The organism is Candidatus Zixiibacteriota bacterium, assembly GCA_035574315.1.
In the GTDB taxonomy this organism is placed as follows: Bacteria; Desulfobacterota; Binatia; order UBA9968; family UBA9968; genus DATLYW01.
Window position 1 is genome coordinate 152,370 of the sequence record DATLYW010000048.1, and the last position, 14,755, is coordinate 167,124.

Consider the following 14,755-nt stretch of genomic DNA (forward strand, 5'->3'; position numbering starts at 1 on the left):
ATGAACATCTTGAACGAGATCGAAGCGCAGCAAACCAAGCAGCAACCTCCGTCGCTCAGGCCCGGCGAAACGGTACGGGTTCATGTCAAAGTCGTCGAAGGCGAGAAGGAACGGACGCAGGTCTTCGAGGGAACCGTGATCGGGCTTTCCGGCGAAGGGAACCGCGCGATGTTTCGCGTGCGCAAGGTTTCCTACGGAGTCGGGGTGGAGCGCATCTTTCCGCTCCATTCGCCGCGCATCGAGAAGGTCGAAGTGGTCGCGCGCGGAAAAGTGCGCCGGGCGAAGCTCTACTATCTGCGGCAGCGGTCGGGCAAAGCGGCGCGGTTGAGCGGCGAAGAGGGGTCTTCCGGAGGTTGATCTATCTGGCCAGGCCGATGATCCGCCCATTGCCGTCGAAGACGGCCCCTGGGTGGACTTTCAGCTCCCCGGCTTTGACTTCGCCCCGGAACTGCCCGCCAGGCATGATCTCGAAGCAACCCGCCACCTGCACCTTCCCGGCGAGCTGGCCTTCGAGCTGGAGGTGCCGCGCCGAAACGCGCGCGTCCACCCGCGCGTTGGGACCGACCACCAGCAGGTCGTTGGCCTTGACCTCCCCGGTAAAGCGGCTGTCGATCTTGACCGGAAGATCGTAGCTCAGCTTTCCCGAAACCGCTGAATCGGGGAAAAGCACCGTCCTCACCGCCCCGTGCATGAAGGAGGGGCTGCGGTTTTCAGGCTTCTCCGGCATGGTCCGAAACGCCGCTCCACCATACCATTCCGTTCGTCCAAAGCAAGCAACCCGGCCAGGCCACTTCGCCGGGAACGTCCAGCGCCCCCTGTCGAGGGCCAACCGATTTGTGCTAGCATGCTCTTGAAATGGAGCTGTTCGATTCCCTGCCGAGCCGGCGTTCCCGGGGGGAGGCGCCGCTCGCCGAGCGCATGCGCCCGAGGACGCCCGACGAGTTCGTGGGCCAGAGGCATCTTCTCGGCGAAGGCAGAATCCTGCGCGAGATGCTCGCCGGCGGGATGCTGCGGTCGCTGATCCTCTGGGGGCCTCCGGGAAGCGGCAAGACAACGCTCGCTCAGCTCCTGGCCGACGCCGCCGGCGCCGCCCGGATTCACTTCTCCGCCGTCACGTCGGGAGTCAAGGACCTCAAGAAGGTCATCGCCGAGGCGGAGCAGCTCCACCGAGCGGGAAAATCGACCGTGCTCTTCGTCGACGAGATCCACCGCTTCAACAAGGCGCAGCAGGACATCTTCCTCCCTTACGTCGAGCGCGGCGTGATCGCGCTGATCGGCGCGACCACGGAGAATCCCTCGTTCGAGGTGATCTCTCCCCTCCTGTCGCGCTGTCAGGTCCTGGTACTGCGACCGCTCGACCCCGCGGAGATCGGGGAGATCGTCGATCGTGCCCTGCGGGACCCGGACCGCGGGCTGGGAGCCCTGCGCCTGGAGTTGACCGCGGCTGCGCGCGACTTCCTGATCCAGCAGTCCGGCGGAGATTGCCGGGTGGCGCTGAACGCTCTGGAGACCGCGGCCGCGCTGGTGCGCAAGAAACCGGGACGGTGCAGCATCGAGATCTCCGACATCGAGGAAGCGATCCAGAGAAGGCCCCTGCAGTACGACAAGGCGGGCGAGGAGCATTACAACGTCATCTCGGCTTTCATCAAGAGCCTGCGCGGCAGCGATCCCGACGCCGCGCTTTACTGGATGATGCGGATGATCGAGGCGGGCGAAGATCCGCTGTTCATCGCCCGACGAATGATCATCTTCGCCGCGGAAGACATCGGCAACGCCGATCCCAGAGCCCTCCAGGTAGCGGTCGCCGCCAAGGACGCCTTTCATTTCGTCGGACTTCCGGAGGGAAAGATTCCGCTGGCCCAGGCGGTGACCTACCTCGCCACCGCCCCGAAGTCCAATGCCTCCTACAAGGCGATGCTCGCCGCTTCGCGGGACGTCGAAGAGCACGGCGCATTACCGGTCCCGCTCCATCTCCGCAACGCGCCCACGCCTTTGATGGAAAAACTCGGGTACGGCAAGGACTACAGATACGCGCACGATTTTCCGGGGCACCGGGTCGACCAGCAGCACATGCCAGACGCGCTGGCGGGAGCGAGGTATTACCACCCTTCCGATTCCGGCTTCGAAAAGGAGATCAAGGCCCGCTGGTCCCGTCCGGCCCCGCGGAAGGACGAGCCGGAAAGCTAGCCGCGAGATGCGGCGTGCAGCCGGGTCGAACACCTGTAACGGAGGGCGTCACGGATGGAAGCGGTCTATCGTCACTTCGTGATCTGCCTGTTGACCGGTCTCGTCACGCTTCTTCCGGTCGGAGGCACCTTTCTTCTCCTCGTGTACGCTGAAAACTCCCTCAGCCCGCTGATCCCTGCGCGGTTTTACTTTCCCGGCGCGGGTTTGCTGTCGGTTATCGCCCTGCTCTATCTCCTGGGTCTTACGCTGACGACGGTACTTGGCCGATGGCTCTGGCATCGAACCGACGCGCTCGTCTGCCGCCTGCCCGGGCTCGGCCTCCTTTACCGCACCCTCAAGCAGATCCTCGGCCTCGACCCGGGGGAGGGGGCGCTTTTTGAGCGTGTAGTACTGGTTCCCGACGAAGGAACCGGCGGCGCCGAGATCGGCCTGGTGACGGGGTCCGAGGGCAACGGGGAAGCGCAAAGGCTGCTGGTCTTCGTTCCCCATTCGCCCAACCCGGCACAGGGCCGGCTTTTGCGTCTTTCGCCGGGGCGCGTTATTCCGACCGACTGGAGCGTCGACCGGGCGCTGAAGGGGCTGTTCTCGCTCGGCAAATTCTAATCTCCAGGTCCGGGCGGAAGGACATACGACGAACCTGCCGCCGATCCCAGGAGAGCCGTTCGCCCGACGCTTTTCTTGACTCACGCGGCCGGCGCCCTGCTGATCAAGAAGTCCGGCCGGCGCGGCCCGCCAGATCGAGCAGAAAAGCGTAGCAAAACGCGGTCTCGCGGTACCGCCGGAAACGGCCGGACGCCCCGCCGTGACCGGCTTCCATGTTGGTCTTGAACAGCAGCCGGTTGCGGTCGGTCTTCAGCTCCCGCAGCTTCGCCACCCATTTGGCGGGCTCCCAGTATTGGACCTGCGAATCGTGAAGGCCCGCAGTGATCAGCATGTGCGGGTAGTCTTTCGCCTCGACGTTGTCGTAAGGGGAATAGGAAAGCATGTAGTCGAAATACTTCTCGTCGTTCGGATCTCCCCATTCGTCGTACTCTCCGGTGGTGAGCGGCACGGACGGGTCGAGCATGGTGGTGACCACGTCGACGAACGGCACTTCGGCCACGATTCCCTTGAAAAGATCCGGCCGCATGTTGGCGATCGCCCCCATGAGAAGCCCGCCCGCGCTCCGCCCCATGGCGAAGAGCAGATCCGGGCAGGTATAGCCCTCCCTGATCAGATGCTCGGCGCATGCGATGAAGTCGGTGAAGGTGTTTTTCTTCTTCAGCAGCTTGCCGTCCTCGTACCACGACCGGCCGAGCTCCTGGCCGCCGCGCACGTGGGCGATCGCGTAGACGAAGCCGCGATCGATCAGGCTCAGGCGCGGCGACGAGAACGCGGCGTCCGTGCTCAGGCCGTACGCGCCGTAGCCGTAGAGCAGCAGCGGGTTGCGCCCGTTTTTCTCGACGCCGCGGCGGTAAACGATCGAGATCGGAACCTCCACGCCGTCCGCCTGCGCGTAGAGGCGTTCGGCGACGTAGTCGTCCGGGTCGAAGCCGCCCAGCACCTCCTCGCGTTTCAGCAGCCGCCGCTCGCCGGTGTCCATGTCGTGGTCGTAGATCGAGACCGGGGTTTTCATCGAGGTGTACTCGATGCGCAGCAGCGCGGTGTCCAGCTCGGGATTGTCGCCGAAGCCAGCCCGATAGCTTGGCTCGTCGAAAACCAGCTCGTGCCCCGCCCCGCCGCTCCAGGGGATCACGCGGATGTGAACCAGCCCCCGGCGGCGCTCCTCGACCGCCAGGTGGCGGGCGAACACCTCGAAATCGCTCAGCAGCACGTCCTCGCGGTGTGGAACGATCTCCACCCAGTTTTCCTCGGCCGGATGCTCCACGGGCGCCGCGACCAGGCGAAAATTCTTCGCCCCGCGGTTCGTCCGGATCAGGAAGCGGTCCTCGAAATGCTCGACGTAATACTCGTGGTCGCGCTGGCGCGCCAGCAGCAGTCGCGGTTCGCTCTCGGGATCGTCGGCTTCCAGATAGCGGCACTCCTGGCTGAGGGTCTGCGAGGAGACGATCATGATGAACCGGTTCGACTTGGTCTTGAATACGTAGGTCGAAAAGGTTTCGTCGGTCTCCTCGAAAACGAGAACGTCCCGCGAGGGATCGCTCCCCAGCGCATGCCGGAAGATCCGGCACGACCGGAGCGTGACCGGATCCTGCTTGGCGTAGAATAGCGTGCGGTTGTCGTTGGCCCACGCGAGGCTCTCGGTCGCCTCGGGAATCGCCTCATCGAGCGTTTCCCCCGTGGTCAGATTCTTGAAGTGAATGGTATAGACCCTCCGCCCCACGGTGTCCGTAGCGTAGGCGAGAACGTCGCTGCCGGAGCTGACCGCCCAGCCGCCGATCGAGAAAAACTCGTGCCCGCGCGCAAGCTCGTTCCCGTCGAGCATGATCTCTTCCGCAGCATCGAGCGAGCCGCGCTTTCGAGCCAGGATCGGATATTCCTTTCCTTCCTCGAAGCGGGTGTAGTAGAAATAGCCGCATTTGCGGTAAGGCACCGACTGGTCAGCCGGCTTGAAGCGCGCCTTGATTTCCTCGAACAGGGCGTCCTCGAGCGCCCTGAGGTGAGCGGTTTCCCTCTCGGCGCGCTCGTTTTCCGCCCTGAGATACGCCAGGACCTCCGGGTTCTCCCGCTCGCGCAGCCAGTAGTAAGGGTCGATGCGCTTCCTCCCGTGCTTTTCGAGGATCGTCGGGATCTTCTTCAACATGCAGCCCTTTCACTCCCCGACATCGCGCGCGGAGTGCCCCCTACTTCTTCCTTTCTTGCCGAGCGGCGATCCGCCCGCCCCCGACGAGGATTGCCAGCGGAGCCGAAACGACCGCCAGAACGAGCCTTTTGTCAGCCGACCGCATGAAGCGACCTCCTTGTTTCGGCCACGGGGCGGTTATTATCGGGCTCCGCGGTGAAAATGTCCAACCGCCTCTTTGACACCGGCGGCCGGCACCGGTAATGTCGAAACCCGCCGGCGCCAAGTAACGGTATTCCGCGAATGAACCTCCCGCTGCGATTGCTCGTCTCCGCCGTCTGGTTCTCGAGCGCCGCGGTCGTCTTTGCGAGCGCGGACCGATCTCCGCCGAAAGCGATCGTGGTCGCCTGGGATGGCGCCGTTCCCGCCTTCGCCGGCGACCTGCTCCGACAGGGAAAACTCCCTCATCTTTCGAGGCTGATCGAGACCGGAGTTTTCGCCGACGACGTCCTTGCGGTCTACCCGTCGCTCACCGCTCCCGGTTTCGCGTCGCTCATGACCGGGGCCCGGCCCGATGCCACCGGGATAACCGGCAACCGCATCCCGCGCCTGCCGAAGGACCGCTTTACGGTTCTCGAAAGCGCCCCGGGCTTCTCTCCCGAGCTGCAACGGGCGGAAACGATCGTCGAGGTCGCCCGGCGCGCCGGCCGCAACGTGGTGGACCTGCACATGCCGTTCGCGCCGCCGAGATCGGGCGGCGGGCTGCACTTTCGGGGATATGCCGGCATTTCCGGGCGCGACGGCGTCGTCGACGCCGAAAGCCACCGCCCCCGCGCCTCTCCTCCGTGGACCAACGCGCCCGCCAGTCTCGCTGCGCCTCTGGAAACCAGTTTCGCCGTCGGCGCCTCGACGCTCTACTGCCTGCTGATCGATGATCCGGCGGATGAGCGGCCCGGCTACGACACGATGCTCGTGGCTCCCGAGCGGGACGCCGCTCGCGCGAAAGCACGGCTGAAGGCGGCGCCTGCAGGAGCCGGCCCGTCCTACTGGAGCGATCCTGTCCAGGTCCGCACCGCTTCCGGAGAACCCGCCACCGTCTATTTCCGCCTGTTCCACCTCGATCCCGGAGGCAAGGAATTTCTGCTCTACTTCACGCGCCCGGCGCGCGACCTCGCCGCGCCGCCGCATTTGCTCCGGGACGCAAGTCCCCTCGTCCGCGCTTTCGTCGGCAACGGCGCCAGCGTCCCGTATCTGCGCAGGAATTTCGGGCCGACGATCCCCGACGGCGGAGACGGGCTGGCCGAAGCACGTTATCTCGAAACCGTTTCGTTCGCCCTGTATCAGCTCGAGCAGGCCGCGCGCTGGGCCATCGCGTTCGTCCCCTGGGATCTTTTTTTCGTCTACACGCCGTTCCCCGACGAAAGCGAGCATCTCTGGCGCGGCTACCTCGACCCGGCGCTTCCAGGCTACCGCAGCGAGATCGCCGGGCGGCTGCGGCCGCTGCTCGAGCGGATCTACCGTGGCGCCGACGAGCTGCTCGGGGTATTGATGGCTCATCGTCCGGATGACACGCTCGTCGCGCTGATCTCCGATCACGGGATGGAAGCGACGGACAGGCTCGTCTCGGTCAACAAGGCATTCCAGAGAGCCGGTCTGCTCGCCGTCGATGAAACGGGTCGCGTCGACCTCGCGAAAACGAAGCTGCTCTGCCCTCCAGGGACCGACGGCTATCTGCTTTTCAACATGCGAGACCGCAGGCAGGGATCGGTCGGCGATCGGGAGCGCGCGGCGCTGGTGGAGAAAGCTCGCCAGGCCCTGGCCGAGATCCGCGACGGCGCACGCCGCGTGGTCGCGAACGTCTACGACGCGCGGGCCCGCGGCTCGGCGCTGGGCATCGGCGGCGACGCCGGCGGGGATCTATACGTCGATCTGGTGCCGGGGTACGAGCTCGACTGCCGGCTCGGCGGCGCCGGCGAGCTGATCGTCAAGCGAGAGCCTCACGGCGCCCACGGCTTCGACCCGGCGCGGCCCTCCATGCGGACCATCCTCGCGTTGAGCGGTCCCGGCGTACACGCCGGCCGAAGGCTCTCCGGAGTCCGCGTCATCGATTTCGCCCCGACCCTCGCCCGCCTGCTGCGGCTGCCGCCGCCGAAAGACGCCACCGGCCGGATTCTCCGCGAGGCGCTGATCGAGCCCTGACCTCGTACCGCGGAGTACGGGGCTGCGCGGGAAGCCGCTGCGCGCGGCGATTCAACCCGGATTCGCCGTCGAGCTCGGCCGAGGCGAGGGCAACCCCGGAGCAGCGGAGGCGCAGGAACGCGAAATTTCAAAGTCGTCGCTGCGAAGGGATTCCCCTCGCATCCCGCGTCGGCCGCAACTGCAACCGCGACTTCGCTTCAATCGCAGAGGTTCGACGAGGTCAATGCGCAAAACCAGGAACCGGGAACCCGAGACCGGAAACCGTCATCGCAAGGAAAGCTCGATGTCGATATTTTCTTCGCGCTGGAGGTCGGCGAAGCGCTCGCGGAGAACGTTGACGCTGGTACTCGACGGCACGGAGATGCTCGCCTCCAGGCGGAAGATCGGTGTGCCGCTGACGGGAGCGGCGTAGGTCTTGGTCTCCATCGACTCGATGTTAACGCCCAGGCTGCTCAGAACGGCGCTGATTCGATGCACGATCCCCGGGTGGTCCAGGCTGGAGGCCGTGAGCCGATAGGGTAGAAGAGGCTCGGTGGGCTTTCGAGCCGCTGGAGTCTTGATTGCAAGGGTCAACCCGGTTTGGATTTCCAGCTCGCGATAGTGATTCGCGACTTTCAGAAGGTCGGCGCCTCTGCCGCTGATCAAGAGGATCACGGCGAACTCGCCGCAGAAAACCGCCATCTTGCTGTCCTCGATATTGCAGCCGTGGCGGTCGATGAACTCGGAGATTGTCTGCACCAGCCCGACCCGATCGGGACCGATAGCGGTGAGGATGAGATGCTCCTTATCGGTCATGGAGTCAGAAATATAGGATCGGATGCGACCGTTCAACACGCCAGAACGAGCACCCCGGGACCCCGGACCGCCCACCCTGGAGGTCAAACTCGCCTTTGCAGAACCTCTGGGTTGGCCACGTGGATCGGGCGGCCGGCCGCAAAAGCGAGGATCTGCTCGACCACCGTGTCGTAATAGCTCTCGTAGGTTTCCCTCTCGACGTAGCCGAGATGGGGCGTGCAGATCGCGTTGTCGAGGCTCAGCAACGGATGGTTCCCGCCGATCACCGGCTCGTCCTCGTAGACGTCGACGGCGGCGAAGCCGGGCCGGCCGGCCCTGAGCGCCTCTACCAGCGCTCCCTCCGCGATCAATCCGGCGCGGCTCGTGTTGACGAGGAGCGCCGTGGGTTTCATTCTTGCAAGGTCCTCGCGCGTTACGATGCCGCGCGTTTCCTTGTTCAGCGGGATGTGCAGGCTCAGAATGTCGGCCTCGGAGAAAAACGCTTCCCGGCTCGACGCCACCTCGTAGCCAGCGCTGCGGGCGCGCGCCGTGGAGCCCTCCCGGCCCCAGCAAACGACGCGCGCCCCGAACGCCCGCCCGACGTTCGCGACCAGGCTCCCGATCCGGCCGAACGCGTAGATACCGAGCACTCTGTTGTGCACCGCCGAGCCGAGCGTCGATTGCCAGTGACCCTGCTTGAGCCGGTTGATCTCGTAGGGCAGGTGACGCAGCGCGGCGAGAATGAGCGCCCAGGTGAGCTCCGCCGTTGCGCTCGGGTTGCCCGCGCCGCCCGCGGACACGACGATCCCGCGCTCCGTGCACGCCGCGAGATCGATGTGGCTGACGTTGCGCCCGGTCTGGCTGACGAGCTTCAGCCTCGTCAAGCGCTCGACGACCGCCCGGGGAAAAGCGGAGCGCTGCTGGGTGAGGATGACCGCATCGGCATCCGCCAGCCGTTGCGCCAGCCGCGCCGGATCTTTTTCCGTGTCGTTGAAGACCGTTACGTCATGGGCGGCGAGCTTGGCGTAGCAGCGCAGCGTGCGAAACGCGTTCTGATAGTCGTCGAGCACCACGATCTTCATCGTCCCCTCCTCGATGGAAGAACAGCCGAAGCAACGAGACGTTACAGAGAAAGCGGGGCCGCTGTCAACTTTCGCGCGCCGGCCGGAACCGAAGTTGACAGCGGCCGCCGCCGCCGGATAGTGTCTGAGCGGCGCCGTTTCCCTCCCTGCGGGAACGGCGCGCACGGGGGGCCGTAACATGGAGAATCAGTCGTTGATCGATTCTTTGCACCGCGAGATCATCGGTCCGGGCGTGGCGCAGTTGATGAGCACCCGGTTTTTCAGCGAGCTGAGAGAGGGAAAGCTGTCGCGAAAACGCCTGCAGGGCTTCGCCCTCCAGCACTACCTTTCGAACCACGCGATCAACAAGGGCCTTGCCTTTTGCATGGTGCGAAACGCCAACCACCAACCGGTGTACGACCAGTTCGTGGAGCTGTTCGTCGAGGAAACCTCCCATCCCGGGCTCATGAAGCGCTTCGGCGAAGCGATCGGGTTGCGCGGGGAGGACTTCGACGACGCCGTCATGATTTTCGAATGCGTGGCCCATACAGGGGCGATCATTCGGGGCATGTTCCTCGGCACCCTGGCCGAAGCGCGCGCGGGCGCGCTGGTGAACGAGACCATGGTGCGCCGCTACTCGGAGGTGTTCGACGCCGCGCTCGAGCGGCACTACGGGTTGGACGCCCGGGCGCGGGCCTTCTTCACGGTTCATGCCAGGGTCGACGAGCATCATACCGCGATGGCGGCGGAGGTCATCGCCCGCCATGCGCGCACCCCGCGCGATCACGAGCTCGTGCGCGCCGCCGCCCGCAACATGGTGCGCTTCAAGATCGCCAAGTTCGACGGGATTTACGACGCCTACGGCTGATTGGCGGATCGCACCGCTCGCGGGACGGCCGCTCTCCGCCCTGCATCCGACATTTCTTGTCCGGCGTGTTCCGCGCCCGTGAGCGCCGCGGCCGAGCCGCTCATCGCCCCGCCAGCTTTCTCCCCTGCTCCAGCACCGCGAACGATCGCTGGGCGGACGGCATCAAGAAGCGATACCCGCTCGCGATCAGCCGCTCGATGTTCTTTGCATCGGGGTGCGGGTGGCCGCACGGCACGTTGTGCTCCTTGCAGATCCGCAGGATGGTGTCGATCGCCTCCGCGACCACCGGGTGCTCGTAGTCCCGGGGGTGGCCCAGCTCCTGGCTGAGGTCCCCTTCGCCGATCAAGACCACTCCGATCCCGGGAACTTCCTTCAGGATCCGGGGCAGGTTCTCGATCGCGCGGGTGTCCTCGCACTGAATGATGACGAGGATTTCTCCGTTCGCCGCCAGCGGCCAGACGTCAGCGCGGCTGTAGTACTCCTGTTGCGTAAGTCCCCAGTAGCGGGCCGCTCGCGCCGGCGCGTCCCCGCGGATCCCCGGGGGGTCGTAGAGCGGCGCGCCGGGGAGCCGCGGATAACGACACGAGCGCACCGCGTTCCAGGCCTCCTCGACCGTGCTCACGTGAGGGAAAATAATGCCGTAGACGCCGATGTCGAGAACCTGCTTGGCGACCCACTGGTTCATCTCTCCGCCGTTGGGGGGAATGCGCACGAGCGGCGTGACTTTGGGCGCGAGCGTGCCGCGCTCGACGATCTGCCGGCGGTCGAGCATCGCCTGAAGGGCGTGGCGCAGGCCGGGAAGGTCGAGCGGCGCGTGCTCCATCTCGAACGCGATGCCGTCGAAGGAAGAAGAGGCCATGGCGGTGGCGCTCTCGATATCGACGGGGGTGAATCCGACGAAGGCGACCCTGCCCTCCTCGAGGGCTTTGATTACGCCGTTGAGGCGCGGTATGTCTGGCATGGCAAAGGCTCCGGATTTTTGTTTTATTGACGAGCTATAGCAGAGCCCGCGAGGCGCGACAATCTCGTTCCTGCGCTGCGCGGCTGCAGCTCCGAGGAGAAAACGATGATCATCGACGCCCATACCCACTACACCACGGCACCGTTACAGCTCCAGGCCTACCGGGGCCGGCAGATCACCGACCTCGCCAGGCCGAGGCGCGCCCGGCTCCAGATCAGCGACGAGGAGCTGGAGCGCTCGATGCGCGGCCAGTTCCAGCGCATGAAGGAGTGCGGCATCGACCGGCTGTTGTTTTCTCCTCAGGCGTCCGCCATGGGTCACCACTTCGGCTCCCCGCTGGTGAGCCGCTACTGGACCGAGGCCTGCAACGACCTGATCGCGCGGGTGGCGCGCCTGTGGCCGGACAGGATCTCCCCGGTTTGCCAGCTGCCGCAGTCGCCGGGTGTAAGCCCCAAGGAATGGGTCGACGAGCTGGAGCGCTGCGTCAAGGAGCTCGGATTCGTCGGGTGCAACGTGAACCCTGACGTGGGCGGCGGCCGGGAGCCGCTGACGCCGTCGCTGGGCAGCGAATGGTGGTACCCGCTCTGGGAGAAGATGGTGGAGCTGGACGTGCCGTGCACCATTCACGCGAGCGCCTCTCTCAATCCGGCCATGCACCTGACCAACGCCTACTACATCGCCCAGCACAACGCGGCCGCTGTCGAAATCCTGAAATCGCGCGTGCTCAACGACTTCCCCAAGCTCAAGATCGTCATCCCGCACGGCGGCGGGGCGATTCCATACCAGTGGAACCGCCAGCGCGGCCTGCACGTGCGCGAAGGGCTGGAGCCGTTCGAGGAAGTCGCGCGGAAGGTTTACTGGGACATGGCGGTCTATGACAAGGAATCGATGGAGCTGCTGATCAAGCGGGTCGGCGTCGACAACGTGCTGTTCGCCACCGAGATGTTCGGCGCCGTCAACGCCATCGATCCGAAGACGGGGCGCAATTTCGAGGATCTCGTGCCGATCTTCGACTCGATCGACTGGCTCACCGCCGAAGACAAGCGCAAGATCACCGAGATCAACGCCCGGAAGGTGTTCTCGCGCATCCCGCCGGCGGCGAAACCCTGAGGAGCGCAGCATGGCGGACTCGATTTCCGTGCTCAGCGCCGGCGCCGTCGCCCCCGGCCTGATGCCCGTCCTCGACGGGTTCCGGCGGGCGGCCGGCTGCGCGGTTGCCGTCTCCTTTGCAACCGCGCCGGCGATCGCCGCCCGGATTGCAGCGGGCGAAGCGCCCGACGTGGTGATCGCGCCCGAGTCGGTGCTCGACCGGCTGGCGCAAAGCGGCACGACTGCGGGAGACGCACGCGCGACGCTCGGGCGAATCGGCGTCGGCTTGATGGTGCGGGCGGGCGCTCCGTTGCCGAAGATCGCCACCGCCGAAGAGCTCAGGGGATCCCTGCTCGCCGCCGAGTCGATCGTTTACAACCGGGCTTCCACCGGGATCTACCTCGAGCAACTCTTCGAGCGCTGGGGAATCAAGGCGGTGCTGGACCCCAAGATCACGCGCTATCCCGACGCGGCCGCGGTCATCGCCCACGTGGCGGACGGCACGGGAAGGGAGATCGGTTTCGGGGCGACCACGGTGATCGTCGAAGCCGCCGGCCGCGGCCTCAGCTTTGTCGGCCCTCTGCCGGAAGAAATCCAGAACTACACGCGCTACGACGCCGCCGTCTTGGCCGCCAGCCGGCAACAGGCACGCGCGCGCGACCTCGTTCGGCACCTCGCGAGCCAGAAAGCCAGAACGGCTTTCGCCGCCGCCGGTATCCATTAGTTCCCGGTTTCTGTTTTCCCACTGGGCCTCGAACCCCGTTTGCGCTCCTTCGTTTCGTCCGATCATCAGGGAACGCGCTCACAAGCTCGCTTCGAAGAAGCCGGCGATGCGCCGTTCATAGTCCGGGCCCACCTGGCCGTGAAAGAGATCGTCCGCGAACCAGAACTCGGCCCTCGGATTTTCCTTCAAGGCTTCCTTGAGAAGCAGGGCGTGCTCGAAGGGAATGACGTGATCGTTTCGTGAATGAAGGATCAGGGCCGGAACTCGGAGCCGCCGCGCGCTTTCCATGGGCGAAACTTTCGCCAGATCGATCCCGAGCAGCACCCGCGCCCAGAGCCCGGTCAGCCAGCCGAGCGGGTATCTGAGAAGCGGAATGCGAAAGAGCACCGGCGCCAGAAGATCGAGCCGAGCATAGCTCGATTCCGAGACCACCGCTCGTATCTCGGGCAGATCGGGAGCAGCCATGAGGGCCACCGCCCCTCCCATCGAAAAGCCCCAGACACCGACCTCGGTGATTCCCCGGGAGCGGAGAAACGCCACCGCCGCCGCGAGATCCCTGGTCTCTCTGGCGCCGATCGTGGTATACCGCCCTCCGCTGGCCCCCAGGTAGCGAAAGTCGAACAACATCAGGTTGTAGCGCGCGGCCAGGAAAGCGAGAACCGGCAGGATGTTTCCCTTGTCGGCCGGATAGCCGTGAAGGCCGATCACGGTCTTGTTCGTTTTGCCTCCGGTCGCGGGGATGAACCACCCGCTCAGCTCGACGCCGTCCTCGGTTGTGAAGGAAACGGCCTCGTAGGCAAGCCCCAGGTTTTCCGGCGTGATCCTGGAGACGAGCTTCGGCGGCCGCACCGAAACGTAGAAGCCCCAGAGCGGGAGAAAGAGCAAAACGAAGACCAGGAGAAAGAACAACATTCTTGCGGCGCGCTTCGCTTCCATCCGGCCCGTAGGAGCCTACCTCTTATCGCCGCCGCGTCAAAGCCCGCCGTCCGGCAGGCGGCTCACCTGGCCCCCGAAAGGGGCGTCCGAGCCGAACCACGATCGAGTATCCGTTCCACGCTGTTTTTTCGCTACCTTTCGGACTGCCTTTTTTGGTATACGGACTTGTCTTTCCGGCGCACCCTCATGGCTCGCGCCGGACAGCGCGCCGGCACCGCAATCGGCTCTCGGGAGGTCTTTATGAGAACGTTGCTTCTGGTCCTCGTGATGGGGCTTCAGGCTTGCGCGGCGATGCGGACGGGGCGGTCGGAGGTCTCGATCCTGGTCGATCTCGACCCTGCCCGCGCCGACCGCAGCGTGATTGTCGAGGCCATCACCGCCGACAAGGCGGGCAGGCTCTATCTTCCGGACCGCGTGAGCGGCAATGTTCTTCGGATCGACCCGGAAGCTCCCAGGCCGGTTGTCGTCGGGCGTATCGAGCCGCGCGAGATCAAAGGGAAAAAAGTCGGCGCCGACGCGGGCGGCCTCGCGTTCAATGGGCAGGGCGATCTGTTGATCGCCGCTGGCGGATTTTCCGAGGTCCTGCGCATTCGCGCCTCCGAGCTCGACCCGGGAAAACCGGGACGGGCGGAAACCTTCGCAACCGGCGTCCCGGGGGCGAACGCCGTGGCGCTCGACCGGCGGGGCAACCTCTACGTTTCGGGCGGACGCGCCGGCAAGATCTATCGCGTCGGACCCGGCGGCGGCGCGGCTCAGCCGATCGTGCAGATTCCGCCGCACAGCCGCAAGGTTCCCGGAGGCGGGGTGCAGCCGATCGTCGAGAACGGGCTCGCCTTCGACGCAAACGGCGTGCTCCACGTCGCCGATACCGCCAGGGGCGCCATCTGGAAGGTGCCCATTTCAGCCGACGGCGCCGTCGGGAAACCCGTCATGCTGGCTCAAAGCCCGCTTCTCGAAGGCGCCGACGGGATCGAGTTCGACGCCAGGGGAACGCTCTGGGTCGCCGCCAACGAGCGCAACGCGATCGCGACGGTCGCTCCCGACGGCAGCGTGCGCGAGGTCTGGAAGAACGACAGCAGGGGTCCTCTGGAATTTCCCTCCGGCATCGTCTTCGTCGGCGGAACCGCTTACGTCAGCAACTTCGACGTGCCGAGGCGCGACAATCTCGACTCCAGCGGCAAGACCGCGCTCGACGGCATCGGCGCATCGGTCGCCATGATCGTGCCGTAGGAGG

14 protein-coding genes are annotated in these 14,755 nt (G+C 65.5%); 8 read left to right on the forward strand and 6 right to left on the reverse strand.

Translation table 11 applies throughout. The features are described 5' to 3' along the window. Complete coding sequence (rplS, locus tag VNN77_17095) at positions 1–357, forward strand: 50S ribosomal protein L19 (protein ID HXG53115.1); 357 nt, start codon at positions 1–3, stop codon at positions 355–357. Between the two features lies 1 nt (position 358). Here rplS and VNN77_17100 read toward each other — a convergent pair whose 3' ends face one another. Then, positions 359–727 (reverse strand): polymer-forming cytoskeletal protein, encoded by a 369-nt coding sequence (locus tag VNN77_17100; GenBank protein ID HXG53116.1) that lies wholly within the window; start codon positions 725–727, stop codon positions 359–361. Between the two features lie 128 nt (positions 728–855). On the opposite strand from VNN77_17100, the gene VNN77_17105 reads away from it, so the two are divergent. Both VNN77_17105 and VNN77_17110 read left to right on the forward strand, forming a co-directional pair. Beyond that, positions 856–2,187: a replication-associated recombination protein A gene (locus VNN77_17105; protein ID HXG53117.1), complete on the forward strand. Its 1,332-nt coding sequence runs from the start codon at positions 856–858 to the stop codon at positions 2,185–2,187. Between the two features lie 54 nt (positions 2,188–2,241). Continuing rightward, positions 2,242–2,790, forward strand: a complete 549-nt coding sequence (locus tag VNN77_17110; GenBank protein HXG53118.1) for a DUF502 domain-containing protein — start codon at positions 2,242–2,244, stop codon at positions 2,788–2,790. A 103-nt stretch (positions 2,791–2,893) separates the two neighbouring features. Here VNN77_17110 and VNN77_17115 read toward each other — a convergent pair whose 3' ends face one another. Beyond that, the gene (locus VNN77_17115; protein HXG53119.1) at positions 2,894–4,930 is read right to left on the reverse strand and encodes a S9 family peptidase; all 2,037 of its coding nucleotides are present in this window, start codon (positions 4,928–4,930) and stop codon (positions 2,894–2,896) included. A 282-nt stretch (positions 4,931–5,212) separates the two neighbouring features. Here VNN77_17115 and VNN77_17120 point away from each other — a divergent pair, with 282 nt between their 5' ends. Beyond that, positions 5,213–7,108, forward strand: a complete 1,896-nt coding sequence (locus VNN77_17120; protein ID HXG53120.1) for an alkaline phosphatase family protein — start codon at positions 5,213–5,215, stop codon at positions 7,106–7,108. Between the two features lie 264 nt (positions 7,109–7,372). Here the strand turns inward: VNN77_17120 and VNN77_17125 are convergent, their stop codons facing one another. Beyond that, a complete protein-coding gene (locus VNN77_17125; GenBank protein ID HXG53121.1) occupies positions 7,373–7,903 on the reverse strand; it encodes an ACT domain-containing protein in 531 nt (176 codons plus the stop codon). 83 nt (positions 7,904–7,986) lie between these two features. Continuing rightward, entirely contained in the window at positions 7,987–8,964 is a 978-nt protein-coding gene (locus tag VNN77_17130; GenBank protein ID HXG53122.1) for a D-2-hydroxyacid dehydrogenase family protein, read from the reverse strand. Between the two features lie 193 nt (positions 8,965–9,157). Between VNN77_17130 and VNN77_17135 the strand changes: the two genes are divergently transcribed. Beyond that, entirely contained in the window at positions 9,158–9,811 is a 654-nt protein-coding gene (locus VNN77_17135) for an iron-containing redox enzyme family protein (protein ID HXG53123.1), read from the forward strand. A gap of 100 nt (positions 9,812–9,911) precedes the next feature. Here the strand turns inward: VNN77_17135 and VNN77_17140 are convergent, their stop codons facing one another. After that, positions 9,912–10,772 carry an aldolase/citrate lyase family protein gene (locus tag VNN77_17140; protein ID HXG53124.1) on the reverse strand — a complete coding sequence of 287 codons (861 nt, stop codon included), beginning with the start codon at positions 10,770–10,772 and terminating at the stop codon, positions 9,912–9,914. A gap of 105 nt (positions 10,773–10,877) precedes the next feature. On the opposite strand from VNN77_17140, the gene VNN77_17145 reads away from it, so the two are divergent. After that, positions 10,878–11,882, forward strand: coding sequence for an amidohydrolase family protein (locus VNN77_17145; GenBank protein ID HXG53125.1), 1,005 nt, complete (start codon positions 10,878–10,880; stop codon positions 11,880–11,882). A 10-nt stretch (positions 11,883–11,892) separates the two neighbouring features. Further along, positions 11,893–12,585, forward strand: coding sequence for a substrate-binding domain-containing protein (locus VNN77_17150; protein HXG53126.1), 693 nt, complete (start codon positions 11,893–11,895; stop codon positions 12,583–12,585). Between the two features lie 78 nt (positions 12,586–12,663). Here the strand turns inward: VNN77_17150 and VNN77_17155 are convergent, their stop codons facing one another. Next, positions 12,664–13,521, reverse strand: coding sequence for an alpha/beta fold hydrolase (locus VNN77_17155; GenBank protein ID HXG53127.1), 858 nt, complete (start codon positions 13,519–13,521; stop codon positions 12,664–12,666). A gap of 240 nt (positions 13,522–13,761) precedes the next feature. On the opposite strand from VNN77_17155, the gene VNN77_17160 reads away from it, so the two are divergent. Beyond that, positions 13,762–14,751 (forward strand): SMP-30/gluconolactonase/LRE family protein, encoded by a 990-nt coding sequence (locus VNN77_17160; GenBank protein HXG53128.1) that lies wholly within the window; start codon positions 13,762–13,764, stop codon positions 14,749–14,751. Positions 14,752–14,755: the final 4 nt, after the last annotated feature.